The following is a 26982-nucleotide window of genomic DNA, read 5'->3' as shown; positions in this document are numbered from 1 at the left end:
AAGTTTATCCGGCCGTTATTTCAAGGAACCCGAGGACCGATACGAGAAGGGAAATCCTGATACGCCGCGCCCCTGTAGTGTCAGGGATGAGTTCCTCCGACCCACAGGGTTTGCAGGCGTTCCCCGACGAACTATCCGAGCGAGAAGCGTGGCTCGAACCGTTCGACTGGTATCGGGAGATGCGCGAGCGGGCACCGGTTCGGTACGACCCGACGCGGAAGGTGTGGGACGTGTTCCGATACGACGACGTAAAGGAGATGCTCGACGACGACGAGCGATTCTCCGTAAGCCCGCGGAACGCGAGCGGATTTCAGGAACCTGAGGGCGAGGAGGCGGGCGTCATGCTCGATACGATGCTCCTACAGGACCCGCCGCGACACGACGAACTCCGCGGCGTCGTGGACGAGGAGTTCAGTCCCCGAACGATTCGGGAACTGGAGCCGCGTATCCGCGAGTTGACGACTGAGTTGCTGGACGACATCCTCGATAACGGGGACGAAATCGACCTCGTGTCGGAGTTCGCGTACCCGCTTCCCGTCATCGTCATCGCGGAACTGCTCGGCGTTCCGACGGAGGACCGCGAGCAGTTCAAAACGTGGTCGGACGCCATCGTCTCGGCCGCGAGCGAGGACGAGAGCGGCGCGGAGTTCGTCGAACGCCAAGAGGAGATGCGCCAAGAGATGGCGTTCTACTTCATCCAACTCATGGAAGACCGGCGCGAGAATCCGCAAGACGACCTCATCTCGACGCTCGTCACCGCCGAAATCGACGGCGAACCGCTCACGCATCGGGAAATCCTCGGAACGTGTATTCTGTTGCTCGTCGCCGGGAACATCACGACGACGAACCTCATCACGAACGCGATGCGGTCTTTCGACGAGGTGGACGCCGTGGACGAACTGGCGGGCGACGACCGCGCGCTCACCACGGCCATCGAGGAGGTACTTCGCTACCGGTCACCCGTGCAGGCGATGACCCGCGTGGCGATGGAGGACGTGACGATGCACGGCGAAACCATCGAGGAAGGCGACCAAATCGTCGTCTGGCTCGGTTCCGGGAACCGCGACGAGCGGCAGTTCGACGACGCGGACGAGTTTCGGCCCGACCGCACCCCGAACCAACACTTCGGGTTCGGCTACGGCACCCACTACTGTCTGGGTGCGCCGCTCGCCCGGCTCGAAGCGAAGGTCGCGCTCTCGGAACTGCTGTCCCGCGTGTCGAACGTCACGATTCCCGAGACGACGCTCGAACCGACGCGGAGTTCGTTCATCTACGGCGTCGAGTCGCTCCCGATTCGCTTCGACCGCGAGTGAGACGGGGCGACAGAGCTTATCGACGTGGGAGACGTCTCTACCGACATGAGCCTCGACGTCACGACACCCGCCGCGCCGACCATCTACGAGCTAACGCGGGACGACCAGTACGAGTCCGACGTCCACAAACGAGCCGACCTCCAGACGTATCTGGACGGCGAGGAGAACGCGTGGCACGAGGGATTCTCCGCGTGGGCGGCGGAGACGGCGCTCTCGGTGGACGCGTATCACATCGCGCTCGACCTCGGGTGTATCGCGGCATTCGACTTCTACTGGGACCCGGAACTGGAAGAGGTGGCGTACGAAGCGCCCGAAATCCCGGACGATTGGGAGGACCGGAGTCGCTACGCGGACATCGACTCGTGGTCTACCGTCTCGGCCATCAACGAGGAGATGGACGCCCTCGGCGAGACGGTGGCGGGCGTGCTCACCGAGTACTACGTCGATTGGGAGTCCGAACGGGACATCGTGGAGACCTTCGGCGACCAGTACAACGGCCGGGACGACGCGATGCCGGAGCACATCCGGGAGGACAGTCGCTACGAGTGAGAGTCAGGTACGTGGGGAAGTTCAGGGAAAGTCACGTGAGGAAGTGCGACAGAATTACGGCGGAAGTGCGACGGCACTACGACGGCACTTCGGTCCCGAAGCGGTTCGAGAACTCCTCTTCCCGGATGTGAAGCGTCTGGAAGACCGGTTCGAGGTCGTCGACGGAGAAGCGAACGACGACGAGTTCCGGCGCGACCGCTTCGAGTTCTTTGACGGTCGGCAGTTCGTCGCCCTCGATTTTCAGCCCGAGCCAGCGCGCTCGTTCGATGCCGTAGCGGACGAGCGCGCTCCGGACGAACTCCGCGATTTCCCGCGTGTCGGTCGTGGCGAGTCCCGTCGTTTTCCGGCGGGTACCGCGAAGCCAGACGGTCGCCGGGTGCTCCTCGCGAAAGTTCTTCCACCAGTTGCTGTGGTGGCGGAGGGTGGTGGCGACGAGAGTGTCCTCGCGCCGGTCGTAGGCGACGGGCGTGGTGTATCGCGTGCCCGACCGTCGCCCGACGTAGGAGAGGAGCATGAGTCGGTTGCTCACGAGCCAGTGGGCCTTCGAGCGGAGGAGTCGCCGGAGGACGGGATTGGCGACGTACCGCTCGAGGAGAAAAAACGGTTCCGGTGGCGTCCTGATTTCGACCGTCCGTCCACCGCCGCCCCCGCGGGTCGCATCGTCAGTCGGCATGGACGTTCCTCCGCCCTCTTCGGACGTAGTTTCCACGACTGAGCGCCAGCGCCATACCGATAGATGGAGAAGAAACGGCTTAAATGGACCGTCAGACGGAGGTGGGACCGTCAGACGGAAGTGGGACCGTCAGACAGGGGTGTGGCGTGTCGTCGCCTCGTCATCGTTCGGTTTCGTTTTCTCGCTACCGTTCGGGGACGTTCCCTCGTCGTCACTGCACGGCGCGTCGATACTGTATCGGCCACTCGACGCTATCTTCGGCGTCGAGTTCCTCGGCGGCGTGCAGCGTAAAGTAGGGGTCGCGGAGGTGTTCGCGCCCGATAATCGCGAGGTCGGCGCGCCCGTTCCGGATGAGGGCGTCGGCCTGTGCGGGTTCCGTGATGCCGCCGACCGCGCCGACGGGAACGTCCGTGTCCTCACGGATGCGCTCCGCGAACGGGACTTGGTAGTTCGGACCCGGATTCGGAATCCGCTGGTCGGGATGGAGTCCACCGGCGCTCACGTCGATGAGGTCGGCACCGATGTCACCGAGTCGGTCGGCGAGGTGGACGGAATCCTCTATCGTCCACGACTCGCGCTCGGGCAGCCAGTCGGTCGCCGAGATACGGACGAAGACGGGTTTGTCGTCGGGCCACACGTCGCGGACCGCTTCCGTCACCTCCCGAACGATTCGGGTTCGGTTCTCCAGACTGCCGCCGTACTCGTCCTCGCGGTCGTTCGTAACGGGGGAGAGGAACTCGTGGAGGAGATAGCCGTGTGCGGCGTGGACTTCCGCGATTTCGAACCCGGCGTCGAGCGAGCGCTCGGCCGCCGCCGCAAAATCGTCCACCAGCGTTGCGATATCGTCCGTCGTCATCTCTCGGAGTTGCGGCGGCGTGTCCTCGTAGGGCCACGGGTCCGCGCTCGGGGCGATGGCTTCCCAGCCGCGTTCGTCGGGTTGCAGAGGTTGATTTCCGTCCCACGGACTGGTCTTGCTGGCCTTCCGACCCGCGTGGGCGAGTTGAATCGCCGGGAGCGCACCGCGGTCGCGGATGAACTCGGTTATCGGGGCGAGCGCCTCGGCGTGGTCGTCGCTCCAGATGCCGAGGTCGTCCGGCGAGATTCGACCGCGCGGTTCGACGGCCGTCGCTTCGGTCATCACGATACCGGCGCCGCCGGTGGCGCGGCTTCCGAGGTGGACGCGATGCCAGTCGGTTGCCAGTCCATCGCCGTCACAGGAGTACTGGCACATCGGCGAGACCATCACGCGGTTTCGCGCCGTGGACTCTCGAAACGAGATACTGCTGAACAGGTCGTCGGTCATCGTTCCCCGTACGGATTCGACGCTTAAGATAGCTACAAAGACAGTCGCGTTTGCCGACTTTCGCCGGAGGCGACCCGAAGACTTATGATACATAGGCGGGCACGTCGGAAACAATGGAAAGACGTGGCGAAAACAGTTCCGAGGCCCGAGAAACGGCCGAGATTTTCACCCGGGAACTGGCGGAACTCAAGCGCCGAGGAAGTGGCCTCTTGGTGGTGGGAACGAAACCACCCATGCAACGAGCGTGCGAGCGGTTCCTCGGTGATGCCACGGAAACGCCACGCCGTCGGGTCTTCGTTCGGACCGACGGTGAGCGCCACCACACGCACGCGGGGGCGCACGAGGACACGAAATTCATCGAACAGGTGACCGATACTCGGAGCACCGCGGCCGTTTCGAACGTCGGCAATCGGGCGGACACGACCGTCCTCCGGACTCAAAAGCTCGCTCCGCTCGGCATCGAGATTTCCGGCGCGATAGACGAGTTCGAACGCGAGTGCGGTCCGTTGGCACCCGGAGAACTTCGGGTTTGTTTCGACTCGCTGACTCCCCTCATCGAGGAACACGACCCCGAATCGGTGTTCCGGTTTCTGCACGTCCTGATCGGTCGTATCAAGACCGTCAATGGGATGGGGCACTTCCACCTTCCGGCGGAGATGGATTCCACTATCGTCCGGACGCTGTTGCCCGTCTTCGACGCCGCGGTCGAGGTTCGAGTGAACGGCAGTAACGCAGAACAGCGGTGGCATCTGGTCGAACGTGACGTGACCACCGAGTGGTTATCGCTTTGAATTGACGAATCGACGTTTTCGGGAGACGGTGTGCGAACCGGCGCTACCGTTGTGAACCGGCCAGTGCCCACCGATGCCAGTCATCAGTACCGACGGCGCGAATCGTCGATGGTACCAACGGCTCGAATCGTCGCTTGTACTGACGACGCGAATCAGCGCGTTTCGGTGCACGAATAACTGCAGTCCCGCGGTAGTGTTCGACACATTGCGAGATAAAAGCAATCATGTGTCATTAATCCGGTTGTGAGTAAATAATTTACCTACCGAGTCCTAAGGTGTAACCATGTCACAGAAACCGATCCATCGACGGGAGCAACTCTACATCGATGGCGAGTGGCTAGACGCCGACGGCACGCTCGACGTGACCGACCTCGCGGACGGGGGCGTCTTCGCCGAAGTCGCCGCCGCCGATGCCGAACAAGCCGACAACGCGCTCGCTGCAGCGGAGCGGGCAGAAGCGGCCATGCGCGAGACGACGATTCCGCAACGGGCGGAATGGATGGAAGACATCGCGGACGGTCTCCTCGAACGGAAAGAGGAACTGGCCGAGGTCATCGTCCGGGAGGCCGGAAAACCGATTTCGAGCGCGAGCGGCGAGGTCGAAAGCGCGGCCGAGCGGTTCCGCCGCGCGGCGGAGGAAGCCCACGACCTGCAAGGCGAGTTCCGCCAAGGAACTACGAGCGGCCACGAAGGGTGGGAAGCCATCCTCAAGCCGGAACCCATCGGCACGATTCTGGCGATTACGCCGTACAACTACCCCCTCGCCACGACCGCGCTGGAGGTCGCCCCGGCGCTCGCGGCGGGTAACTGCGTCATCCTCAAACCCGCCAGCAAGACGCCGGTGAGCGCGGCGATTCTCGCCGACGTAATCGCTGACGTCGGACTGCCGAAGGGCGCGTTCAACTTCACGCCGGGACGCGGAAGCGAAATCGGCGACCTGCTCGTCGGTGACAACCGCATCAACATGATCACGATGACCGGCAGCAGCGCGGCCGGGAAGCACGTCGCGCGCAAGAGCGGGATGGTCAACTTGCACATGGAACTCGGCGGCAACGCGCCCGCCGTCATCTTCCCCGACGCCGACCTCTCCGAAGTTGCCGGTGCCTGCACGAAAGGGTCGTTCAAGTACGCCGGACAGCGATGTTCCGCCGTCAGCAGGGTGCTCGCCCACGAAAGCGTCCACGACGAGGTGGTCGATCGGATAGACGCGGCGATGGACGAGTGGGTCGTCGGCGACCTCTTCGACGAGGACACCCAGATGGGACCGCTCATCAGCGAGAGCCAAGCCGAGTGGGTCGAGGAACTCGTCGAGGACGCGGTGGAGAAAGGCGCCGACCTGGTTCGCGGCGGCGACCGCGACGGGCAGTTCTTCGAACCGACGCTGCTGGCGAACGTGCCGCACGACGCGCGGATTATCCACGAGGAACAGTTCGGCCCTGTCGCGGCCGTCACGACCTTCGAAACCGAGGAGGAAGCCCTCGAAATCTCGAACGGCGGCGACCTCGCGCTCGACGCCGCCGTGTTCACGGACGATTACGACCGCGCACGCCGGATGGCCGATAAACTCGACGCCGGAGCCGTGCGCATCAACGGCGCACCCAGCCACGGACTCGGCGACATCCCGTTCGGCGGGAACAAAGGGTCCGGAATCGGTCGGCAGGGACTCCACCTGACCATCGAGGAGATGGTCCAACAGAAGAGCATCATCCTCTGAAGCGAGTCGTTCGTTTCCGTTTCGACGACGGAACAGCACGTGGGGTGTAATTCCCGTCGCTGGGGCATTGCTATGCCGTTGGCGAGGTCCACGGTCGAATTCACATCGTTCCGTGTACCGCTTGGAGTTACATCGTTCCGTGTACTCTTTCGATTCCCGTTACATCCAGTTATCCAGTCACACGTGAACACGCCAACGAACCCCATCGTTCCGCTGTGTCTGACGGGTCGAACTGACAGATCGATTTCACCGTTTCGCAATTTTTGTATAAGCGAGATATGGTTTTTTACGGCTCGATTCGCCATTTTGTACGACTTTCGATGTTCCGGCCGGTCGAAGCTCCCACGGGACGAACCCCGTCGTTCCGCTGTTTTTTAGCCCGTCGAACCCACGTCGTTACCCCCACCGCCGTTCCGCTGTTTATTCTTATTTTTTAGAAATGGGCGTAGTTTGTAATGGAACGTTAAGTTATAGAGTCGTGCACGGTCGAGAGCGGGTGATGGCCCGTGGTCGAGTCTATCGCTGTAGTCGGCGTGCTGCCAGATAGCTCGAAAGTCGGACCCTCGAACCCTCGCCGCTCGACGTTCGCCTACCGAAACGTCATAGAAGAGATGGTTCGAACGCCATCGGTCCATCGAACCCCATCGTTCCGCTGTTTTCGTCTTCTGTCGTTCCACCGTTCTCGTCTTCCGCCGTTTCACTGTTTTCCGCTATCCGTCATTCTCGGCTACGCGTCCTCCCAATTGAGAGTCATCCACTCGCCGCCCACGACTCGCGAGGGGAGGTTGCCACGGGCGGGATGGGTGGAAATCACGAGGAGTGGACACCACAAGAGTTGCTCATCACCGAAGGTTGGATACCACCGAAAGTCGTCGTTGGACACCCCACCGTTCCGCTGTTTTTTCGTGAATTCGGTCGGCAAACGAGCAAGAAGACAACTTTGCACCCGCATCAGGTTTGTTTCACCACCCCATCGTTCCGCTGTAATTATGCTCGCTGTCGATACGTCCGGTCGAACGAACCGCGGCAAAACGAATCGCCATCTTCAGTCGATAGCTCCCGACTCATCAGCCGTTCAACCGGGTGGTACTATCTCGGCTTGTTCACTATCGGTCACGGCCACTGTCTCGGTTGGTTCCCTCTCCTTCGACTCACCGTCGCTACCCCTGACCGAGATGATCGGGATAGTTCAAGTCTACGGGAGTGTTTGACACAGCTCATACACCGTCGTTCCGCTGTCTTTCGTCCGGAGCTGTTTGCTAGTTCCGGTCGTTACCCACTCGAACAGTAGTTCTCAACCACCCCATCGTTCCGTTGTTCTCTATAGTCGTGCAGAGTTCGCGGTGGAACCGCGCCGACCGCTGTTTCCGTTGTCACGTTTGGCTTATAATGACCCCCACCCCTCTATTCCGCTGTATTTGCGCTCGGAGGTGGGGCGGAGCAATCGCGGAGCGTTGGTAAGAGAGCGAAGGGGAACGAAAAGAGAATAATTCAGAGACTATTTCGACGAAATAGTCTTTTTCGTCTAGTTTGCGGATATTGTTGTGATGGTCATGACTTGAACGTTTCCGTTCTAGAAAGGCCTCCCTCACCCCCACCCACCCTTTCCGATCAACTCAGCGGAATCGAGGGGTGGGGGTGGTTTTTAAACAAACGGGACAAAAGAAACAACGGAATCATAGGAACGGCCGGTTCTACGGTCAGTTCGTCTCGTTCGAATCCACGGCTACGGCGTGAAATCCTCTGTTTCGAGCACTCTCTCCCGAAGTCGGGTGATACAGATGAAACTCAGGAATCACAGGAACGGGTGGTTCGGAAGCGTTATAGTACTCCTCCGTTTGCGAAAATACAATGGGTTCATTCGAGTTCGTTCGCGAACATTCTCCGTACAAAAATCGTGAAGCATTACTGGACGATTATACGCCCGACACGCTGGTGGGCCGTGATTCCGAGTTGGAGGAGTACCACGGGGCGCTACAACCCGCAATCTATGGCGAACAGCCGGACAACATCTTTCTCTACGGCAAGGCCGGTGTGGGGAAAACCGCCGCGACGCGATTTCTACTCGATAAGCTCGAAAACAACGCCGACGACTACGACGACCTCGACATTTTCACCGAACTGGTCAACTGCGACGGACTCAACTCCAGTTATCGCGTGGCGAGCCATCTGGTGAACACGCTTCGTGATCCCGCGAACCGAATCAGCGAAACCGGCTACTCTCGGTCACAGGTGTACGAGTTGATGTGGGACGAACTCGATACTCACGGCGGCATCATCCTGCTCGTACTGGACGAAATCGACCATCTCAAGGACGACAGTATTCTCTATCAGCTTTCTCGCGCACGCGAAAACGGAAACTTGACCGAGGCCCGAATCGGCCTCATCGGTATCAGCAACGACCTCACGTTCCGCGACGGCCTCTCGCCGAAGGTTCGCTCCTCGCTGTGTGAACGCTCCATCTCCTTTTCGACCTACGACGCAAACGAGCTTCGGGCCGTCCTCGACCAACGTCGAGAGGTCGCGTTCAAGGACGACGTGTTGACCGAGGACGTGATTCCGCTGTGTGCGGCGTTCGGCGCGCAGGAGTCGGGCGACGCGCGAAAAGCGCTCGACTTGCTGCTCAAGGCGGGCGACCTCGCGCGCGAGGAGAACGCGGAACGGGTGTCCGAGGAACACGTCCGGCGGGGCCGCGACCTGCTCGAACGCGAGCAGGTCGCTCGTGGCATCGCCGACCTGAACGACCACGAACGACTGGTCGTCTACGCCCTCGCAACGTTGGAGGCGGAAGGCGAAACGCCCGCCCGGTCGCGCGAAATCTACTCCCGGTACAAGGCGCTCTCGGTGACGGCCCAGCGCGAGGCTCTGACTGCCCGCTGGCTTCGAGAACATCTCGACGACCTCGCCATGCTCGGCATTCTTTCGGTGTCCGAAATCAACGAAGGGTCGGCCGGTGGTAAGTATCGAGAATACGCGCTCCAGCAGGACCTCGCCGTCGTGCTGGACGCGCTCGAAGAAACCCTCGAAGCGATGGGGGTTCACACGAGCGTCAAAGGGTACGTCTGACTCATCTGTCCGACCTCTTGGAGTCAACCGTCTGACCCCTCGACTTATCCGTCTGTCCCATCGGATACCCGACGGTCACGATATCAGACGCTCACGATTTTACGCCGGTCACACGATATCTTCGAGTTCCGACTCCACCGACGAGACGCCGTTCTCTATCGACTTTCGTTCGAAATAGAGCAACTCGATGACGACGACGACGACCGCGATGGTTGCGACCGTCCAGAACACCGAGTTCTCGCTCGTATAGAGGTGCCAAAGCAGCGCGGCGATGGTTGCGACCGCTCCGGCGGCACCGATTGCGGGCACGACGCTCGTTTTCAGGTCTCCGCCGCTCCGGTTTCTGAACGCGAGATAGCTCGCGGCCCCGAAGATGGTGATGAACGCGAGCGACGCAAAGGACGAAATCCCGTCCAAACTTCCGAGGGCGGTGAACGCCATCGTCAGCGTTCCCAGAATCACCAGCGCCCGTACCGGTTCCCCGTCGCCGTTGCCGCCGACTTGTGCGGGGAGGTAGTCTTGGGACACCATCTTGTTGAGAAGTCGGGAGGAACTGAACAGCGTCGCGTTGATGGCGCTCCCCGTGGAGAACAGCGCCGCAATCGAGATGAGGACGAATCCAGCTTGACCGAGGAACGGCCTCGCGGCCACCGCCAGCGCTGTCTCGGCGTTCTGTTTGATGACCTGCGGCGGGACGAGGTTCGTGGTCACGACGGCGACGACGATGTACAGGGCGGTCACGCCGACGATGGAGATGTATATCGCCTTTCGTATCGTCTCCGCCGGATTTCTGATACTGTCGCGGTCGAACAACAGGAGTTCCCAGCCTTCGAACGCGACGAACGAGAGCGCGGCCGCGATGACTGGGCCGACGCCGAACTGTGACAGGCCGGAGCTGAGCTTTCCGTTTTTGAACCCGTAGTAGACGCCGCCCAACCCGAAGAGGAGCAGTATCGTCACTTTCAATCCGACCAGCACGTCCTCGGTCCGTCCCGACGCGTGCGCGCCGAGCACGTTGAGGCCGACGAACAGGACGATGACGGCCGCGGAGACGAACGGCCGCGCTGGTAGCCCGGCAATCGTCCTGATACCCACGAGCTCGGTGAAATAGCCGCCGAACGCGTAGGCGTACATCGCCATCGTACCGATGTAGCCGACGACGAACGTCCACCCGGTCATTCCGGCCAGTTTCGTACTCCCGGTGAACCGCTCGATGTAGGTCAGCGGACCGTCGTCATCTTCCTTCGAGAGTTTCCCGAGTCGAACGAACGAGTAGCCCGCGGCCAGCGCGATAACCCCCGCGACGATGAACGCGAGCCACGCGAGCGTGCCCGCGGCTGACGCCACGACGCCGAGAACGGCGAAAATGCCGCCGCCAACCATCCCACCGACCGCCATCGAAACCGACGCGGGTAACCCGATCTTTTCGGACGCCATATATATCCAACTGTGTTCCAGTATATCAATAGTACCGACCATCTGTTAGCATAGGGTCAGAAACGATGCCGAACGAGGGAAACCGACGATGAAGGTGGAGAAGGCTTCATTGTGAGAAAAACACCGTCAGGAAACCGCGTGTCGTCGTGACGTTCAGTATCTCCCCGACGTTCAGTTCCTTCTCGCGCGAACGATGGCCACCGTTTATTGAGTTCCCCGGCGTATCTCTCGTGGCATGAGAAACGACCGACTGACACACGGCGATTCGCGACGGGGGCATTCACGACGGCGATTTCTCGCCGTCACCGGTGGGACGCTGGTCGGGGTGACCGCCCTCGGAAGTGCCCAACGGACGGACGACTCACACGCCGAGACGTTCCGATTCGGCGGGCGCGTCCAAGGATGGCAAGGGAGGGAACCGAACGCTATCGACGGGCAAACGAATCCCACACTTCGATTGCGCACCGGGGAGGTGTATCGGGTAACGTGGACGAATCTGGACGGGCAACCGCACAATTTCGCCCTCCGGAACTCGGACGGACGGAATCTGAAAGTCATCTTCCCGAACGTGCGGACGAACATGAACGGCGGGAATATGGATGACGGAACGATGGATGATGGGAACATGGGTGACGGAGGCGGTGGCAACGCGACGCCGCCGAACGACGCCATCAGACAGACGGAAATCGTCCGAACGAAGGGGGCGACGCAGACGTTCCGGTTCGTCGCCACGGCGGACATCGACCGGTACACATGCACCGTCCATCCGACGACGATGCAGGGGAGCGTGGAGACGAGCAGCGATGGAGGGTCCGGCGGCGAAAGCGGTGACCACGGTAGAAACGGCGGGCACGATGGGGATGGTGACCACATGGGAGGAAATGGTGACCACATGAACGGGAATGATGACCACGGTGGCGACCACATGGGTTCTTCCACCGAGCACGGTCGTGACGACCGAAACGGGGCCAACGGCGCCTAACGACCCGCTGTTTTCGACTCGTCGCTGGCAACTAGAACTAACCGACCGGCGGTCGATTTCGAGGTATGAACCCCGAAACCGGATTCGTCACGCAGGTCGGCATGGAGTACGAGGAGGCGTTCGAGGTCGCGGACGACCTCGGTTTCGACTACGTGGAAGTGATGATGGACGGCGCGAACGAGCGCACCCGCATTGACCCCGAGTCGGTGCGGTCGCGGGCGGACGACTGCGACGTCGGCCTCGCGGTACACCTGCCGTTCTCGTTGGACATCGGGTCCCCGTTCGAGCACGTCCGCGAGGGGGCGGTTCGGGAACTGCAAGCCGCAATCGAGACGGCACGCGAGTTCGGGGCGACGAAGGGCGTCGTCCACGCGAGTTCGAGCGCGTGGAAACCGGCGTGGGACGCGGAGGAAATCGGGTCGAACGTCGTCGAATCGGTGAACGCGCTCGACGAGTTCGCACGCGAACGCGACGTCGAACTCTGCGTCGAGAACATCCCGGACGGGTGGTTCTCCGTTCACGATTTCGACGGACTGTTCGCGGAGACGGACGCGTCGATGACGCTGGATACGGGTCACGCGAGAATGGATGGCTTGGATTCCGGCGACATCGCCGCCTTCGTCGAACGCCACGGCGACCGAATCTCGCACTTCCACCTGAACGACACGCGACGCGCGAAGGACGAACACCTCCCGTTCGGTGCAGGGACGCTCGATTTCCGCGCCATCTTCGACGCCCTCCCCGACGACTGGGAGGGGACGCTCTCGCTCGAAGTGTTCACCCTCGATTACGCCTACATCGAGACCAGCAAAGCGTATCTGGACGAACTGCTGTGAATCCGGAATCCGGAATCCAGAATCCAGAATCCAGAATCCAGAATCCAGAATCCAGAATCCAGAATCGACGTCGAAACCGCCGAAAACGGGGCTACTGGTTCACCGGTTTTTCCTACTGCATAGTCACTCCTAATACTGAATCATACATATTTAACCTATTTTATACTAAATCATACTGACTCCTACTAAAGAAACGGGTGCAGCATCCGGAATCGCGGAGGCAAATCCTTTCCCCTTCGCCCTCTCACGCAACAGCATGACGCTATCGACGCCGCGAATCCTCGTATCGGGCGAGACGCTGATCGATTTCCTGCCGGAACGTCCCGGACCGCTTTCGGAGGTGCCGACGTTCGAACGACGTCCCGGCGGCGCGCCCGCGAACGTCGCCGTGGCGCTCTCCCGGTTGGACGAGACGCCGTGGTTCTGGACGCGAATCGCCCGCGACCCGTTCGGCGACTTCCTCGCCGAGACGCTCGACGCCGAGCTGCCCGACCGGTTCGTCGAACGCGACCCGGACGCGAAGACCACGCTGGCGTTCGTGACCCACGACGAGGCGAACGACCGGGCGTTCACGTTCTACCGGGACGGGACGGCGGACACGCGACTGCAACCCGGCGGGGTCCCGGACGACGCGCTCCGCGAACTCGATTGGGTGTACGTCGGCGGCGTGATGCTGGCGAGCGACCCGGCGCGAACCGCGACGTTCGACCTCGCGGAGCGCGCTCGCGCGGCAGACTGTTCCGTCGTCTTCGACCCGAACGCGCGGCCGGAACTCTGGCCCGAAGACGGGTTCGCCGAAGCGGTGGACGAGATGCTGTCGCTCGCCGACGTGGTGAAGGCGACGCCCGAGGACCTCGACATGGCCGGGTTCGAGGCGGACGACGCGGACCGACTCGCCGCGAGCGTCTGCGAGGCCGGGCCGCACACCTGCTTGCTGACGCTCGGTGGGGAGGGCGCGTACGCGCACGCGACCGACGACGCGCCGTGGGAGTCGGGGGCGGCGACGCACGCGGGCTACGACGTGTCCGTCGTGGACACCACCGGCGCGGGTGACGCCTTCACCGCGGGCGCGTTGGCGGCGCTGGCCGACGGAAAGCCCCTCGACTCGGTTCTCGGCTTCGCCAACGCGGTGGCCGCGCTGACGACGACCGAACCGGGCGCGATGACGGCCCTCCCCGACCGCGATGCAGTCAGGGGGTTACGAGAATCGCAATCGAACTAGCGAAATTCGTAACGCCACTTTTAAGTCTCTCATCGGAAATCGAAGAACGAGTACCACTGAGAACGCATGAGTGACAGCACAGGTGACACGGACGGGGACGCGGCGCTCGAGGAGGCGTCGTTCGTGGAGTACGGTATCGAAGACAAACCACCACTGGGGGAGTCGGTTCTGTTGGGATTCCAGCACTACCTGACGATGATCGGCGCGAACATCGCGGTGCCGCTGGCGCTGGCCGGTGCGATGAAGATGCCACCGGCGCAGACGGCCGAATTCATCGGAACGTTCTTCGTCGTTTCGGGAATCGCAACGCTGGCCCAGACGACGTTCGGAAACCGCTATCCCATCGTACAGGGCGCGACGTTCTCGATGCTCGCGCCGGCGCTGGCCATCATCGGCGTCATCGGTGCGGGGTGGCGCGTGACCCTGCTCGAACTGCAAGGCGCGGTCATCGCGGCCAGCGCCGTCGAAGTGCTGGTCGGCTATCTGGGATTGATGGGCAGGCTGAAAAAACATCTCTCGCCGGTCGTCATCGCGCCGACCATCGCACTCATCGGGCTTTCGCTGTTCAGCGTTCCACAGATTACGGCCGCGAACCAGAACTGGTGGCTCGTCGGACTCACGCTCGGCCTCATCGTTCTCTTCTCGCAGTACCTCGATAATCACCGCGCGTTCCGCCTCTTTCCGGTCCTCCTCGGCGTCGTCACGGCGTGGGCCATCGCGTTCGTGCTCTCCTACACGGGATTCTACACGCCAGCGAATCCCGGTTACGTGGATTACATGAGCGTCGTCAACGCGAACCTCTTCCAACCGGTCATGCCCCTCCAGTGGGGGATGCCCCGGTTCACGCTCCCGTACATCATCGGTATGTTCGCGGGCGTCGTCGCCTCGATGATAGAGAGCTTCGGCGACTATCACGCCGTTGCGCGCCTCTCGGGCGTGGGCGCGCCGAGCAAGAAACGCATCGACCACGGCATCGGGATGGAGGGCATCTCCAGCGTCTTCGCCGGACTCATGGGCACCGGCAACGGTTCGACCTCCTACTCCGAGAACATCGGTGCCATCGGCTTGACGGGCGTCGCCTCGCGCTACGTCGTTCAAATCGGCGCGGTGGTCATGCTCGTCGTCGGGTTCGTCGGCTACTTCGGCCAGCTCGTGGCGACGATTCCGAGCCCCATCGTCGGCGGCTTGTTCATCGCCATGTTCGGACAGATATCCGCCGTCGGGCTGTCGAACCTGAAGTACGTGGATTTGGACTCCTCGCGCAACCTGTTCATCGTCGGACTCGCCACGTTTGCGGGGCTCGCCATTCCGGCGTACATCGGAAACCTCGGTGCCGGTGTGGAGCAAAGCGGTGCCGAACTGTTCCAGCAGGGAATGCACAGCGTGGCCGTCATCGGTCCCGTCCTCGGCACCGACATCGTTTCGAACACGCTGTACGTCGTCCTCGGCACCGGGATGGCGGTCGGCGGTCTCGTGGCGTTCGTTCTCGACAACACCATCGAGGGAACACGCGAGGAGCGCGGCCTCGAAGCGTGGGAGACGATTACGGAGGACGAGAGCGACTTCCAGAGCGCCTTCGAACGCTTCGGGTCGGAGAGCCGTCCGGACCCGACGAAAGCGGACTGACGAGAACTTACACGAAAAACCGCCCACAACCTTTTGTTCCCTGCCGTTGTGTAGAACGATAGCACACCGCATGTGTTGATTCCCCCATGACGACGAATGAATCGGAGTCCACGACGGAATCGTCCCCTCACGAAGCGGTCCCTCGTTCGGAAGTCGAAGCGCTCCGTGAGGAACTCGAAGCGACGAAGGAACGACTACGCATCGCCGAGAAGAATCTCAAGTGGATGGCCCAGCATCAGGCCGTCGAGACCGGAAAGAGCGTCTGTCCCACCTGCAACTCGAACGGGTCGTTGGGCGTCGAACGAACCGCGACCGGGAAGAAGAAGGTCGAGTGTACCAACTGTGGTGAGCGCCTCATTTGACGACGATTCGACGGGTTCGCGGCCCGTCGCAGTCCACGAACAGGATGGACTGCCACGTCCCGAGCGCGAGTTCGCCGTCCTCCACGGGGACGGTAACGTGTTCCCCGAGTAACACCGAACGGAGGTGCGCGTCGGCGTTGCCGTCCAGTTGGTCGTGTGCGTAGTCGTCACCGCGGGGAACGAGCCGCGACAGAAGGGTTTTGAAATCCGAACGTAACCGCCGTTCGTTCTCGTTGACGATGACACCGGCGGTCGTGTGCGGGACGAAGACGGTACACGTGTCGGCGGCCTCGGGGACGTGCTCGGCCACTCGGTCGGTGATGTCCACGATGTCTACGCGCTTCGACGTTGTGACTTCGAACTCCATATCGTCGCTTCGACGGTCACCGACAAAACCGCTCGTAAAATCGAGAGCACACTATCAGAACGCCAAGAAGACTCATTTGTTGAATTTTAATATTTACTAGCAAATTTTACTATCGGTTCTCAGATTTGGTATCTGGACCGAAAATCCTTTGCGTCTTTTGACTATCCTCCTCTATATATGAATGATTACCTATCTAGAAGGAGATATTTACGTCTAGCTGGCGGGTCCCTCTCCGCTAGCAGTGCCCTCGCTGGCTGTCTCGGTGGGAAACTCGATACGAAACCGGTCCAGGTGGGTGCCCTCCTTCCGCTCTCGGCATCTGGGTTTCTCGAAACGGTTGCGAAACACCACCGACGCGCCATCGAACAAGCCGTCACGGACATCAACGACGCCGGGGGTCCGCTCGGACGCGAACTGAAACTCACGGTCGAAGACACCGAACTCGACCCGAAAACAGCGAAGACGGCGTTTGACTCGCTCGTCGATTCGGGCGTCGTCGGACTCGTCGGACCCGTCGTCACCGATATCTCGATGGCGCTGGCCGACAGTTTCGCCGAGGAGGAGGTCATCGCGGTGAGTCCGTCGAGCACGCATCCGGCGCTCGCGTCGGCGGCGGTCACGGACGCGACCAAGTATTTCGCTCGCACCGCCGCGAACGACATTCAGCAGGCGCTCGTGATGGCGAAAATACTCAACAGCGAGCGATTCGTCGGCGCCGAAACCGTCGCTATCGTCCACGTGGACAACAGTTTCGGAGAGGGGTTGGCATCGGTCATCGACGAGAAGATAACGGGGAAAACGGTCGAAACGGTGGCGTTTCCGCCCGGCCGGGAGACGTACTCCGGTCGCGTGAGTCGGGTGGTGCGGTCCGGCGCGGACGCAGTCGCGTTCGTGGCCGAACCGGGGAACGTCACGATTCTTCAGCGGCTCGCGCGGAGTTCCTTCGACGGCGAGTTCGTGCTCAGCGAGGGCATCATTCCGGGCGACGTTCCGTCGTACATGGACGGAATGTACAGCGCGTCGGTGGCGGCCGAGCAGACGACGGGTTCCATCAAACTTCGACAGGAACTCGACGACATCACGCCGCTCGCGCCCTACACGCAACACGCCTACGACGCCACGTTCCTGTTGGGGACCGCGATACAGCAGGCCGGAACCGCGACGGGGACCGCCATCAGCAACAATCTCGTCTCCGTTTCGGGCGGCACGGGCCAGACGGTTTCCGTCGACGAGTTCGGGCGGGCGGTGACGCTCATCGACGCGGACCGCACGGTGAACTATCAGGGGGCGTCGAGTTCGGTGGACTTGAACGAGAACCTCGAACCCCTCAACGCGTACATCATCGAACGCGTCGATGGTGACGGGATGGACGAACTGGAACTGCTTCGAGCGTCCTTCTTCCAAGGGAGGACGGCGTGATGGCCGACTCATCGCTCTCGTTGCGACGACGGGCCAGTGCGCGCCTCGCTCGGTACGTCCCGAGCAGGATACGGCGGAGCTACGCCGCGAAGTTCGGCGCGGTACTGTTCGCCATCCTCGTCCTCATCGCCGCAATCGGCTTTTTCATCCACCTCGACACGAAGCAACTCGTGACGGGGCAGACGAACGACGAACTACAGAGCGCCGCGAAGATGGAGGCCGAATCCCTCCACGAATGGGTGGGCCAGAAACGCTCCACGACGCGGTACCTCTCCTCGTCGCTCGACGGAAACGAATCGAACGCCGAGCGCCAGACGTACCTCGAAGGGCAGTTGATAAACATGCCGAACGACGTGCAGGCAATCCACTACGTCGACCGGCAGAGCGGCATCGTGCTCGCCAGCACGACCGACGAGATGGTCGGGACGACGGCGGACGGCGCGGCGTGGCAGAACGACTCCCTGTCGTTCGCGGCCGACTCGGTTACCATTTCGTCGCCGTACGAAGTGAACGGCGAACCCGTCGCCGCGTTCGCCACCCCGACCGAGGACGCGAATCATCTGGTCGTCGTTACGGCGTCCCTCGCGGAGCACTCCCACGTGTTGTCGTCGCCGACGGCGACCGGTGACGTGACCGTTATCGACGAGCAGGGAACCGTCGTCCTCGACAACCGCAACGTCGGGTTGCTACGCACCTACTCGAACGGAGTGGATTCGACCATCCAGCGGGCACTGACCGGCGAGAGCGACGTGTCCCAGGTGTCCGGGACGGACGGGTCGTCGGTGATGGCCTACACCCCGATCGTCGGAACGGACTGGGTGTTGCTGTACAACGTCCCCCACGAGACCGCGTTCGCCCTGCAGACGAACGTCACGAAGAACATCGGCATTCTCGTGCTGATGGCGGTGCTCTCGCTCGCGGTCGTCGGTCTGACCATCGGTCGCGGCACCGCGAAGTCCCTCTCGTCGGTCTCCGGGACGGCCGACCAGATAGCGGCCGGGCAACTCGACACCGAACTGCCCGAGACGACTCGAGAGGACGAGATGGGCGAACTGTACGGTTCGTTCGAATCCATGCACGGCTACCTGAACACGGTCGCCGACCAAGCGGACGCCCTCGCACAGCAGAACTTCGACGCGCCGGTCTTCGACGAGACGGTTCCGGGCACGTTCGGCGAGACGCTGGAGCAGATGCGCGACGACCTTCGAACGATGGTCGCGGACATAGAGCAGGCCCGCGCCGAAGCGGAGGACGCGCAAGCGGACGCCGAGGCGGCGCAAGTCGAAGCGGAAGCGGCGCAGGCCGAGGCGGAGGAACTCAACGCGGCGCTGGAGCGGAAGGCCGCGGAGTTCAGCGTCGTGATGGAGGAAGCGGCGGACGGCGACCTCACCCAGCGGATGGCGACCGACAGTCCGACCGAGTCCATGACGGAAATCGCACACGGATTCAACGAGATGATCGCCGAACTCGAAGCCACGATACGCGACGTGAGCGAGTTCGCCGAAGATGTCGCCGCCGCGAGTCAGGAGGTCACCGCGAGCACCGCCGAAATCGAGCGGGCGAGCGAGCAGGTAACGGAATCGACGCAAGTGATGTCGTCGGGGACGGTCGAACAGTCGGAACGGCTCGAAGAGACTGCCGGAGAGATGAGCGAACTCTCGGCGACCATCGAGGAAGTCGCCGCCTCCGCGGACCAAGTGGCACAGACGGCCCAGAGCACCGAGGCGCTCGGGCAGGACGGACGGGAAGCGGCCTCGAACGCCATCGACAAGATGGACGCCATCGAGACGGGGACGGACGAAACGGTCGAGCAGATGGAGGACTTGGCCGACGAAATCGGCCGCATCGGCGATGTCGTCGAACTTATCCGCTCCATCGCGGACCAGACAAACATGCTCGCGCTGAACGCCAACATCGAGGCGGCGAGCGCGGACGGCGACACGGAAGGGTTCGAGGTGGTCGCAAACGAGGTGAAGGAACTGGCGAACGAGACGAAGGAAGCGGTCGTGGACATCGAACAGCGCATCGACACCGTGAAAGAGCAGGCGAACGTGACTGTCACGGACGTCCGGGAGACGCACGAAGCGGTCACCGACGGGGCGGAGACGGTACGCGACGCGCAGGAATCGCTCCAAGCCATCATCTCGAACGTCGAGGAGACAACCGGCGGCATCGAGGAAATAAACGACGTGACCGCCGAACAGGCATCGACGACCGAGGAGGTCGTCGCCGCGGTGGACGAGGTGACCCGCATCAGCGACGAAACGGCCGACGAAGCCGAAGACGTGGCCGCGGCGGCGGAGGAACAGACCGCTTCGGTCAGCGAGGTCGCTCGGAGCGCGGATTCGCTCGCCAAACAGGCCGAATCGCTCGCCGCCACCGTGGACGACTTCACGGTTACCTACCGGAGTGATCCGTCGGGCGGACAGTAATCCCGATTCCTTTTCCGTATTGTTACCACCACCATCACCGATTTATTCCGTCGAAGAGAGATGGGGGACATGCACGAACGAGCAGAAGAGTTCGAAACGCGCGCCGCGGAGCGGTACGATTTCGACGCGGACGTTCACGAGTTTCCCGAAGGGACGAAAACCGCCGCGGACGCTGCGGACGCCATCGGCTGTGACGTGGCCCAAATCGCCAGCAGTCTCGTCTTCCGCGCGGACGACGAACTCGTCGTGGTCGTGACCAGCGGGGCGAAGCGCGTGAGCGAGGGCCGACTGGCGGAACTGCGTGACGCCCCCGCGTCGGCGGTCGGCATGGCCGACGCCGACGCGATTCGGGAGTCGGTCGGCTGGTCCATCGGCGGCGTCCCGCCCTTCTGCCACGACAGCGACCTGCCCGTCTATCTGGACGAGACGCTGACCGAGTTCGAGACGGTCTGGGCCGCCGCCGGGACGCCGAAAGCCGTCTTTCCGATTTCACCCGACGACCTGGCGGAGTACGCCGACGCGACGGTCGCGCGCGTGAGCGAGTAATCGGGAGGGCGGAAACCGGTCGGAGGGGAAGGCTGGGGGAGGGCAGAAATCGGTCGGAGGGGAAGTCAGAGCGAGAGCGGAAATCGGTCGGGGAAAGACCGATTACGCGATGTATCTTCCGTTCCGTCATGACTCTCCTCGGAACGGCGCTGTTGGTGATTCTGGACGCGAGTCTCGGGATGTGGCTCGGCGGTATGGTGTTCTTCTCGTTCGTCGGTGCGCCGACGACGTTCGACGTGTTGGGCGACGACGCGGGGCAGGTCGTCAACGCCATCTTCCCCAAGTACTACGAGTTCGGTTCGATACTCGGATTCACCGCGGTCGGCGTGGCCGTCGTCGCGTGGAATCGGGGCGTCCTCGACCCGACGGCCACGCTGTTCATCCAACCGCTCATTCTCATCGCGCTCGCGGCGACTATCTACGCACAGGCTCGGCTCCTCCCGAAGATGGAGACGGCGGGCGACGACGGCTTCGCGCGGTACCACAAGCAGTCGGTCGTCCTGAACGGCGTGGCGATGCTCGCGGTCGCCGGTGCGCTGGTGCTTTCGCACTTCTGAGTTTCTCCCCCGTCAACCGCCGCGCAAACCCCTCTCGCCACCCAACGCTAAGACCGTTCGCGTCGAACTCATCCGAGGACTCATGACGGACAAACTCGACGTTCGCGCGTTCGCGCTCGGTGGCGGCGTGATGTGGTCGCTGTACGTGATGCTGGACGCGTGGATAGCGCGGTTCGGTTGGGGCGACGAAACGGTCGAAACGCTCTCCTCGCTGTACATCGGCTACCGGCCGACGCTCCGGGGGAGCCTCGTCGGCGCGCTCTGGGGATTCATGGACGGCGCGCTCGGAGGTGCCATCGTCGCCACGGTGTACAACGCCGTCGCGCGCGACGAAGAACAATCTTGATTGGCTAGTCGTTCCAACTGTTCGATATGACCCTTCTCGGAACGGGACTCCTCGTCGTCGCGGACGCGGCGCTCGGAATCTGGCTCGGCAGCATCGTGTTCTTCTCGTTCATCGGCGCGCCGACGACGTTCGACGTGTTGGACGACGACGCGGGACAGGTCGTCAACGCCATCTTCCCGAAGTACTACCAGTTCGGACTCGGATTGGGTGTCGTGGCGTTCGGTGCCGCGGTCGTCGGCACCGCGATGGACGCGTTCGACGGCATCGGCGTCGCCGCCCTCGCGCTGGTCGGCGTCGTCTTCACGGGATACGCCCGCTGGGTGCTCATTCCGAAGATGGAGGCGGTGGGCGACGACGCGTTCGCCCAGTATCACAAGCAATCGGTCGTCCTGAACGGTCTGACGATGCTCGCAGTGGCGGGTGGCATCGTGGCCTCGCACCTCTAAGAGATGAAGGGGACGTACACCCTCCTCGTCTCGCTCGCGGCACCCGCGGATATCGAGTTCGGGGCGAAGGGACCCAGAGCACTCGATTCCGGGTGGTACGCCTACACCGGCAGCGCGTTCGGACAGGGTGGATTCTCGCGTATCGACCGCCACGCGCGGGTCGCGTCGGGCGAGAACGGTGCCCGCCATTGGCACGTCGATTACCTGCTCGGTCATCCCGAAACGGACCTCGCGGCCGACGTTCGAACCGAGGCGTCGGACGTGGAGTGCGCCGTCGCCGACCGGCTCGCCGAGGAAATCGAGCCGGTTCCCGGCATCGGCGCGTCGGATTGCGACTGCGGGACGCACCTCCATTTCGCGCCCGAAAGGGACTCCCTCGAAGCGGCGGTTCGGCGGGCGCACGAATCGGCGGGTAATTCTCCGTCGGTGGAAACAGGGCACTAGTTTTAATCCCGCGCTCGTCCAATCTTCGAAACGATGGGTGACACCGTACTCACAGACCTTTTCGCGCCGTCTCGTGTCGCCGTCGTGGGAGCCACGGAGAACGAAGGCTCCATCGGTCGCGCCATCGTGACCAACCTCCGCGACGAGTTCGACGGCGAGACGGTGCCTGTCAATCCGAACTACGACGAGGTGTTCGGACTGGACTGCTATCCCGACCTCGCGTCCGCGCCGGACATCGACCTCGCGGTCGTCGTCGTCCCGCCGCACATCGCGGTGGACGTGGTTCGCGGGGCTGGCGAAGCCGGAATCAAAAACGTCGTCGTCATCACCGCCGGATTCGGCGAGACGGGGAGCGAAGGTGCAGAGCGGGAGCGAGAGTTGCAGGACATCGCGGCGGAGTACGACCTGAACCTCGTCGGCCCCAACAGCCTCGGGATAATGAGCACGCCGGTCGGCATGAACGCGACCTTCGGGCCGGAGAACGCCCTGCCGGGGTCCATGTCGTTCATGAGCCAATCGGGGGCGTTCATCACGGCCGTCCTCGACTGGGCGAACGACGAGGGACTCGGCTTCAAGGACGTGGTGTCGCTCGGGAACAAGGCCGTGTTGGACGAGACGGATTTCGTCCGCGCGTGGGGCGAAGACCCCGACACGGACGTCATCCTGGGCTACCTCGAAGGCGTCGAGGACGGCGGGACGTTCATCGACACGGCCCGCGAGGTAACCGACGATACGCCTATCGTGATGGTAAAATCGGGGCGCACCGACGCCGGGGCGCAGGCCGTCTCCTCGCACACCGGAACCCTCGCGGGGAGCGACCGGGCGTACGAGGCCGGACTCGAACAGGCGGGCGTGTTGCGCGTCGATTCCGTCCAAGAGCTGTTCGATTTCGCCCAGATTCTGGCGGGCCAACCCTTGCCCGAGCGGGACGACGTGGCCATCGTCACGAACGCGGGCGGACCGGGCGTGATGACCACCGACGCGGTGGGCGATTCGACCCTCTCGCTGGCGTCGTTTTCCGACGACACGCTCGCGGAACTGGGAGAGGCCCTGCCCGAGGAGGCCAACATCTACAACCCGATAGACGCCATCGGCGACGCCGACATCGGCCGGTTCCGGGACGCCATCGACATCGCGCTCGGGGACGAAAACGTCGGAACCGCGGTCGTGCTGGCCGCGCCGACGGCCGTCATCGACTACCGCGACCTCGCCGACGTCATCGTCGAACTGCAGGCGAAACACGGGAAACCGGTCGCCGCGGCGTTGATGGGCGGCGAACGAACCGAGGAGGCGGCGGAACTCCTCCGCGAGGGAGGGATTCCGAACTACTTCGACCCGGCCCGCGCGGTGCGAAGTCTGGACGCCCTCACCACGTACCGCGACATCAGCCAGCGCGAGTACGGGAAACCGACCGAATTCGACGTTGACAGGGAACGCGCCGCGGAAATCCTCTCCCGCGCGAAGGAGCGCGGGGACAACCGCCTCGGCGTGGAGGCGATGGGACTGCTCGACGCGTACGGCATTCCGACGCCCGAAGGGACCATCGCGGATTCACCGGAAGACGCGGTGAGCGCCGCACAGGACATCGAGGGGAACGTCGTCATGAAGATAGTCAGCCCCGACATCCTGCACAAATCCGACATCGGCGGCGTGAAAGTCGGCGTCGGAAACGAGGACGTGTACGACGCCTACGAGGACCTCGTGACGCGGGCGCGGAACTACCAACCCGACGCGACGATTCTCGGCGTGCAGGTCCAGGAGATGGTGGACCTCGACTCGGGTACGGAGACCATCATCGGCATGAACCGCGACCCGCAGTTCGGTCCGCTCCTCCTGTTCGGACTGGGCGGCATCTTCGTCGAAATCATCGAGGACACCACCTTCCGCGTCGCGCCGATAAGCGAGCGCGAGGCGAGCGAGATGGTGAACGACATCGAGGCGGCACCCCTGCTCCGCGGGGCGCGGGGCCGCGACCCCGCCGACATCGACGGCGTGGTCGAAAGCCTCCAGCGACTCTCACAACTCGTGACCGACTTCCCCGCGATTCTGGAACTCGACGTGAACCCACTCGTCGCCACTCCGGACGGCGTGCGAGCGATAGACATCCGACTGACCGTGGACACGGACGAACTATGAACACGATACTCGTCACCGCAACCGAAGAAAGCACAGGCAAGACCGCCGTCGCCCTCGCGCTGGCGCGACTCGCACAGCAGCGCGGGCTGTCGGTGGGCTACATGAAACCGAAGGGCACCCGACTCCAGAGCAACGTCGGCAAGACGTTGGACGAGGACCCGATGCTGGCCCGCGAACTGCTCGGCCTCGACGCCGAAATGCACGAACTCGAACCCGTCGTCTACTCGCCGACGTTCATCGAGCAAGCCATCCGAGGCCGCGAGGACCCCGACAAACTCCGCGAGCAGATTCGAACGAGCTTCGAGTCGCTGTCGTCGGGCCACGACCTGATGATAATCGAGGGCGGCGGCAATCTCACGACCGGCGGTATCGTCGACCTCACCGACCCGGAAGTCGCCGAACTGCTCGACGCGGAAGTGCTTCTCCTCTCCGGGTACGAGAAGGGGAGCGACGTGGACGACCTGCTCGCCGCCGTGGACGACATCGGCGACCGTCTGTCCGGTGTGCTGTTCAACGCCGTCTCGAACACGAACTTCGACCCGCTCGATACGGACGTGGTTCCCTTCCTCGAAGGGCGGAAAATCCCCGTTCTCGGCGTCGTCCCGCGCCAGCAGGACCTCGCGGGCGTTACGGTCGGCGACCTCGCGGCGGAACTCAACGCGGAACTGCTCACGAAGGCGGACACGGGCGAGTTCGTCGAGCGGTTCCTCGTCGGCGCGATGAGCGGCGACAAGGCGCTCCGTCACCTCCGTCGGACGCGGGATGCCGCCCTCGTCACCGGCGGCGACCGTCCCGACCTGCACACCGTCGCGCTGGAAGCTCCCGGCGTGAAGTGTCTGATCCTGACGGGCGGGTTCCGCCCGCCGGGTGCCGTCATCGGCAAGGCGGAGGAGAAGGGCGTCCCCGTCCTGCTCGTGCAGGCGGACACGCTGACGACCATCGAACGCGCCGAGGACGTGATTCGAAGCGGTCGAACCCGCGACGAGGAGACGGTCGAGCGGATGGGCGAACTCCTCCACGACCACGCCGACGTGGACGCGCTCCTCGGTGAAGGAGCGGTGGAATCGGACGCGGACGTCGATTCCGACGCCGACGCGGACGAGGAGTAGCGGGGACCAGACATGGCCGACCAGCGCGCGTCCGCGACGACCCGCGAAACGACCGTCGTGGTCGTCGGTGCCGGGCCGGGCGGCTGTGTGATGAGCTACCTCCTCGCCAGAAGCGGCGTCGATACCGTCCTGTTGGAGCGCCACGCCGATCTGGACCGGGAGTTTCGCGGCTACTTCTTCCAACCGCTCGCGGTCAAACTGTTCGCGGAGATGGACGTGCTGGACGATATTCTGGCCCTCGACCACGATGAGGTGCGGCGACCGGAAGTGACGGCGTTCGGGCGGTCCTATCACGCCGTCGATTTCTCCGAACTGCCGAAACCGTACGATTACGGTCTGTTGATGGAACAACCGCCGTTGCTCCGCCTGCTCATCGACCGCGCCGACGAGCTTTCGACCTTCGAGTTCCGTCCGGCGACGAGCGTCACCGACATCGTTCGTGAGGGGGGACGGGTCGTCGGCGTGCGAGCGAACGACCGCGAGCGGGACGAGGACCTCGAACTTCGAAGCCGACTCGTCGTCGGCGCTGACGGCCGCTTTTCGACGGTTCGGAAGGCGGCCGACCTCGACCCCGGCCTGTTCGACTCCGACATCGAACTGCTGTGGTTCAAACTCCCGGCGGACGCCGTTCGGTCGGCCGCACAGGGGCGCATCGAGCGCGACGGCATCCTGCTCTACTTCGGCCTCGGAGAGGAGGACGCACAGGCCGGGTGGTTCATCGAGAAGGGTACCTATCCCGACATCAGACAGCGCGGTATCGAGCGATTTCGGCGAGAAATCGCCGCGGTGGACCCCGCCATCGCCCGGCATCTGGAATCGTTCGACCAGTGTTCGCTCCTCCACATCGAACCCGGACTGACGGAACGATGGGTGGACGACGGCCTGCTCCTGCTCGGCGACGCGGCGCACGTCGCCTCGCCGGTCGGCGGACAGGGGAACGGCCTCGCAATTCAGGACGCCGTGGTCGCCCAAGGGACCATCACGACCGCGCTCGAAATGGGTGATGCGGGCGACACGGGAGACGAACCGATTCCGGCGGAACGCCTTCGGCGGTTCGAGTCGGTTCGCCGACCCGCCGTCGAGGAAGTGCTCCGCCTCCAACGGCGCGGCGAGCGGGTCGTCACGTGGTACGTACAAAACGGCGAGTCGGTTCCCGAGTGGGCTGTTGCTCCGCTCGTTCGGGGTCTGTTTACCGTCGCCCCGAAGCTGCCGTCCGTCCGGCGGACGTGGCGGACCTTCGCCCTCGGACCGACACCGGTGTCGGTCGATACGGCCGCGTTCGAGGAGTCGTAGCGCACGCCGAAAA

At 63.1% G+C, this 26982-nt stretch carries 24 protein-coding genes; 20 read left to right on the top strand and 4 right to left on the bottom strand.

Annotated elements, in window-relative coordinates:
- The first annotated feature begins 86 nt into the window (after positions 1-86).
- Entirely contained in the window at positions 87-1313 is a 1227-nt protein-coding gene (locus B208_RS0102530; protein WP_007979029.1) for a cytochrome P450, read from the top strand.
- Positions 1314-1358: 45 nt separating this feature from the next.
- A complete protein-coding gene (locus B208_RS0102525) occupies positions 1359-1862 on the top strand; it encodes a hypothetical protein (RefSeq protein WP_018128683.1) in 504 nt (167 codons plus the stop codon).
- A gap of 76 nt (positions 1863-1938) precedes the next feature.
- Here the strand turns inward: B208_RS0102525 and B208_RS0102520 are convergent, their stop codons facing one another.
- The gene (locus B208_RS0102520) at positions 1939-2535 is read right to left on the bottom strand and encodes a nitroreductase/quinone reductase family protein (protein WP_007979032.1); all 597 of its coding nucleotides are present in this window, start codon (positions 2533-2535) and stop codon (positions 1939-1941) included.
- A gap of 211 nt (positions 2536-2746) precedes the next feature.
- Positions 2747-3838 (bottom strand): NADH:flavin oxidoreductase/NADH oxidase, encoded by a 1092-nt coding sequence (locus tag B208_RS0102515; protein WP_007979034.1) that lies wholly within the window; start codon positions 3836-3838, stop codon positions 2747-2749.
- 113 nt (positions 3839-3951) lie between these two features.
- Between B208_RS0102515 and B208_RS0102510 the strand changes: the two genes are divergently transcribed.
- The 3 genes from B208_RS0102510 to B208_RS0102500 all read left to right on the top strand — a co-directional run bounded on the left by B208_RS0102510 (position 3952) and on the right by B208_RS0102500 (position 9409).
- Complete coding sequence (locus B208_RS0102510; RefSeq protein WP_007979036.1) at positions 3952-4629, top strand: DUF7504 family protein; 678 nt, start codon at positions 3952-3954, stop codon at positions 4627-4629.
- A gap of 283 nt (positions 4630-4912) precedes the next feature.
- The gene (locus tag B208_RS0102505; protein ID WP_007979038.1) at positions 4913-6343 is read left to right on the top strand and encodes an aldehyde dehydrogenase family protein; all 1431 of its coding nucleotides are present in this window, start codon (positions 4913-4915) and stop codon (positions 6341-6343) included.
- Positions 6344-8194: 1851 nt separating this feature from the next.
- Positions 8195-9409 carry a Cdc6/Cdc18 family protein gene (locus B208_RS0102500; protein WP_007979040.1) on the top strand — a complete coding sequence of 405 codons (1215 nt, stop codon included), beginning with the start codon at positions 8195-8197 and terminating at the stop codon, positions 9407-9409.
- 108 nt (positions 9410-9517) lie between these two features.
- Here B208_RS0102500 and B208_RS0102495 read toward each other — a convergent pair whose 3' ends face one another.
- A complete protein-coding gene (locus tag B208_RS0102495; protein ID WP_007979041.1) occupies positions 9518-10846 on the bottom strand; it encodes an APC family permease in 1329 nt (442 codons plus the stop codon).
- A 235-nt stretch (positions 10847-11081) separates the two neighbouring features.
- Between B208_RS0102495 and B208_RS0102490 the strand changes: the two genes are divergently transcribed.
- The 5 genes from B208_RS0102490 (at position 11082) to B208_RS0102470 (ending at position 15874) form a co-directional block, all read left to right on the top strand.
- Entirely contained in the window at positions 11082-11828 is a 747-nt protein-coding gene (locus tag B208_RS0102490; RefSeq protein ID WP_007979042.1) for a cupredoxin domain-containing protein, read from the top strand.
- Between the two features lie 65 nt (positions 11829-11893).
- Entirely contained in the window at positions 11894-12664 is a 771-nt protein-coding gene (locus tag B208_RS0102485) for a sugar phosphate isomerase/epimerase family protein (RefSeq protein ID WP_007979043.1), read from the top strand.
- Positions 12665-12920: 256 nt separating this feature from the next.
- Positions 12921-13886: a carbohydrate kinase family protein gene (locus tag B208_RS0102480; RefSeq protein ID WP_007979044.1), complete on the top strand. Its 966-nt coding sequence runs from the start codon at positions 12921-12923 to the stop codon at positions 13884-13886.
- 66 nt (positions 13887-13952) lie between these two features.
- Positions 13953-15512, top strand: coding sequence for a uracil-xanthine permease family protein (locus B208_RS0102475; protein ID WP_007979045.1), 1560 nt, complete (start codon positions 13953-13955; stop codon positions 15510-15512).
- Positions 15513-15598: 86 nt separating this feature from the next.
- A complete protein-coding gene (locus B208_RS0102470) occupies positions 15599-15874 on the top strand; it encodes a hypothetical protein (protein WP_007979046.1) in 276 nt (91 codons plus the stop codon).
- Here the strand turns inward: B208_RS0102470 and B208_RS0102465 are convergent.
- Positions 15867-16241, bottom strand: coding sequence for a secondary thiamine-phosphate synthase enzyme YjbQ (locus B208_RS0102465; RefSeq protein ID WP_007979047.1), 375 nt, complete (start codon positions 16239-16241; stop codon positions 15867-15869). The genes B208_RS0102470 and B208_RS0102465 overlap by 8 nt on opposite strands.
- A 291-nt stretch (positions 16242-16532) precedes the next feature.
- Between B208_RS0102465 and B208_RS0102460 the strand changes: the two genes are divergently transcribed.
- The 10 genes from B208_RS0102460 (at position 16533) to B208_RS0102415 (ending at position 26969) form a co-directional block, all read left to right on the top strand.
- Complete coding sequence (locus B208_RS0102460) at positions 16533-17660, top strand: ABC transporter substrate-binding protein (RefSeq protein ID WP_007979048.1); 1128 nt, start codon at positions 16533-16535, stop codon at positions 17658-17660.
- Positions 17660-20092, top strand: coding sequence for a methyl-accepting chemotaxis protein (locus B208_RS0102455; protein ID WP_007979049.1), 2433 nt, complete (start codon positions 17660-17662; stop codon positions 20090-20092). Before B208_RS0102460 ends, B208_RS0102455 begins: the two co-directional genes overlap by 1 nt.
- Before the next feature lie 69 nt (positions 20093-20161).
- Positions 20162-20638 carry a YbaK/EbsC family protein gene (locus tag B208_RS0102450; RefSeq protein WP_026177704.1) on the top strand — a complete coding sequence of 159 codons (477 nt, stop codon included), beginning with the start codon at positions 20162-20164 and terminating at the stop codon, positions 20636-20638.
- A 128-nt stretch (positions 20639-20766) separates the two neighbouring features.
- Positions 20767-21195, top strand: coding sequence for a DUF4149 domain-containing protein (locus B208_RS0102445; protein WP_007979052.1), 429 nt, complete (start codon positions 20767-20769; stop codon positions 21193-21195).
- Between the two features lie 82 nt (positions 21196-21277).
- Positions 21278-21541, top strand: a complete 264-nt coding sequence (locus tag B208_RS0102440) for a bacteriophage holin (protein WP_007979053.1) — start codon at positions 21278-21280, stop codon at positions 21539-21541.
- A gap of 26 nt (positions 21542-21567) precedes the next feature.
- A complete protein-coding gene (locus B208_RS0102435) occupies positions 21568-21987 on the top strand; it encodes a DUF4149 domain-containing protein (protein ID WP_007979055.1) in 420 nt (139 codons plus the stop codon).
- Positions 21988-21990: 3 nt separating this feature from the next.
- Positions 21991-22431, top strand: coding sequence for a GIY-YIG nuclease family protein (locus B208_RS0102430; RefSeq protein WP_007979057.1), 441 nt, complete (start codon positions 21991-21993; stop codon positions 22429-22431).
- A gap of 33 nt (positions 22432-22464) precedes the next feature.
- Complete coding sequence (locus B208_RS0102425; RefSeq protein WP_007979059.1) at positions 22465-24567, top strand: acetate--CoA ligase family protein; 2103 nt, start codon at positions 22465-22467, stop codon at positions 24565-24567.
- Positions 24564-25676, top strand: coding sequence for a phosphotransacetylase family protein (locus B208_RS0102420; protein WP_007979061.1), 1113 nt, complete (start codon positions 24564-24566; stop codon positions 25674-25676). The genes B208_RS0102425 and B208_RS0102420 overlap by 4 nt, the downstream gene beginning before the upstream one ends.
- Positions 25677-25688: 12 nt before the next feature.
- The gene (locus tag B208_RS0102415) at positions 25689-26969 is read left to right on the top strand and encodes an FAD-dependent monooxygenase (RefSeq protein ID WP_007979064.1); all 1281 of its coding nucleotides are present in this window, start codon (positions 25689-25691) and stop codon (positions 26967-26969) included.
- The last annotated feature ends 13 nt before the right edge of the window (positions 26970-26982 follow it).

This window comes from Haladaptatus paucihalophilus DX253, from assembly GCF_000376445.1.
In the GTDB taxonomy this organism is placed as follows: Archaea; Halobacteriota; Halobacteria; order Halobacteriales; family Haladaptataceae; genus Haladaptatus; species Haladaptatus paucihalophilus.
Note: the sequence above shows the minus strand (reverse complement) of the source record. Positions and strands in the feature narration are given on the sequence as shown.

Excerpts from the sequence above, each read along its gene's own strand:
- B208_RS0102470 (WP_007979046.1), top strand. The coding sequence starts at position 15,599 with ATGACGACGAATGAATCGGAGTCCACGACGGAATCGTCCCCTCACGAA.
- B208_RS0102485 (WP_007979043.1), top strand. The coding sequence starts at position 11,894 with ATGAACCCCGAAACCGGATTCGTCACGCAGGTCGGCATGGAGTACGAG.
- B208_RS0102520 (WP_007979032.1), bottom strand. The coding sequence starts at position 2,535 with ATGCCGACTGACGATGCGACCCGCGGGGGCGGCGGTGGACGGACGGTC.
- B208_RS0102430 (WP_007979057.1), top strand. The coding sequence starts at position 21,991 with ATGAAGGGGACGTACACCCTCCTCGTCTCGCTCGCGGCACCCGCGGAT.
- B208_RS0102440 (WP_007979053.1), top strand. The coding sequence starts at position 21,278 with ATGACGGACAAACTCGACGTTCGCGCGTTCGCGCTCGGTGGCGGCGTG.
- B208_RS0102510 (WP_007979036.1), top strand. The coding sequence starts at position 3,952 with ATGGAAAGACGTGGCGAAAACAGTTCCGAGGCCCGAGAAACGGCCGAG.
- B208_RS0102465 (WP_007979047.1), bottom strand. The coding sequence starts at position 16,241 with ATGGAGTTCGAAGTCACAACGTCGAAGCGCGTAGACATCGTGGACATC.
- B208_RS0102495 (WP_007979041.1), bottom strand. The coding sequence starts at position 10,846 with ATGGCGTCCGAAAAGATCGGGTTACCCGCGTCGGTTTCGATGGCGGTC.
- B208_RS0102505 (WP_007979038.1), top strand. The coding sequence starts at position 4,913 with ATGTCACAGAAACCGATCCATCGACGGGAGCAACTCTACATCGATGGC.
- B208_RS0102490 (WP_007979042.1), top strand. The coding sequence starts at position 11,082 with ATGAGAAACGACCGACTGACACACGGCGATTCGCGACGGGGGCATTCA.
- B208_RS0102475 (WP_007979045.1), top strand. The coding sequence starts at position 13,953 with ATGAGTGACAGCACAGGTGACACGGACGGGGACGCGGCGCTCGAGGAG.
- B208_RS0102515 (WP_007979034.1), bottom strand. The coding sequence starts at position 3,838 with ATGACCGACGACCTGTTCAGCAGTATCTCGTTTCGAGAGTCCACGGCG.
- B208_RS0102415 (WP_007979064.1), top strand. The coding sequence starts at position 25,689 with ATGGCCGACCAGCGCGCGTCCGCGACGACCCGCGAAACGACCGTCGTG.
- B208_RS0102435 (WP_007979055.1), top strand. The coding sequence starts at position 21,568 with ATGACCCTTCTCGGAACGGGACTCCTCGTCGTCGCGGACGCGGCGCTC.
- B208_RS0102425 (WP_007979059.1), top strand. The coding sequence starts at position 22,465 with ATGGGTGACACCGTACTCACAGACCTTTTCGCGCCGTCTCGTGTCGCC.
- B208_RS0102480 (WP_007979044.1), top strand. The coding sequence starts at position 12,921 with ATGACGCTATCGACGCCGCGAATCCTCGTATCGGGCGAGACGCTGATC.
- B208_RS0102500 (WP_007979040.1), top strand. The coding sequence starts at position 8,195 with ATGGGTTCATTCGAGTTCGTTCGCGAACATTCTCCGTACAAAAATCGT.
- B208_RS0102455 (WP_007979049.1), top strand. The coding sequence starts at position 17,660 with ATGGCCGACTCATCGCTCTCGTTGCGACGACGGGCCAGTGCGCGCCTC.
- B208_RS0102525 (WP_018128683.1), top strand. The coding sequence starts at position 1,359 with ATGAGCCTCGACGTCACGACACCCGCCGCGCCGACCATCTACGAGCTA.
- B208_RS0102530 (WP_007979029.1), top strand. The coding sequence starts at position 87 with ATGAGTTCCTCCGACCCACAGGGTTTGCAGGCGTTCCCCGACGAACTA.
- B208_RS0102445 (WP_007979052.1), top strand. The coding sequence starts at position 20,767 with ATGACTCTCCTCGGAACGGCGCTGTTGGTGATTCTGGACGCGAGTCTC.
- B208_RS0102450 (WP_026177704.1), top strand. The coding sequence starts at position 20,162 with ATGCACGAACGAGCAGAAGAGTTCGAAACGCGCGCCGCGGAGCGGTAC.
- B208_RS0102420 (WP_007979061.1), top strand. The coding sequence starts at position 24,564 with ATGAACACGATACTCGTCACCGCAACCGAAGAAAGCACAGGCAAGACC.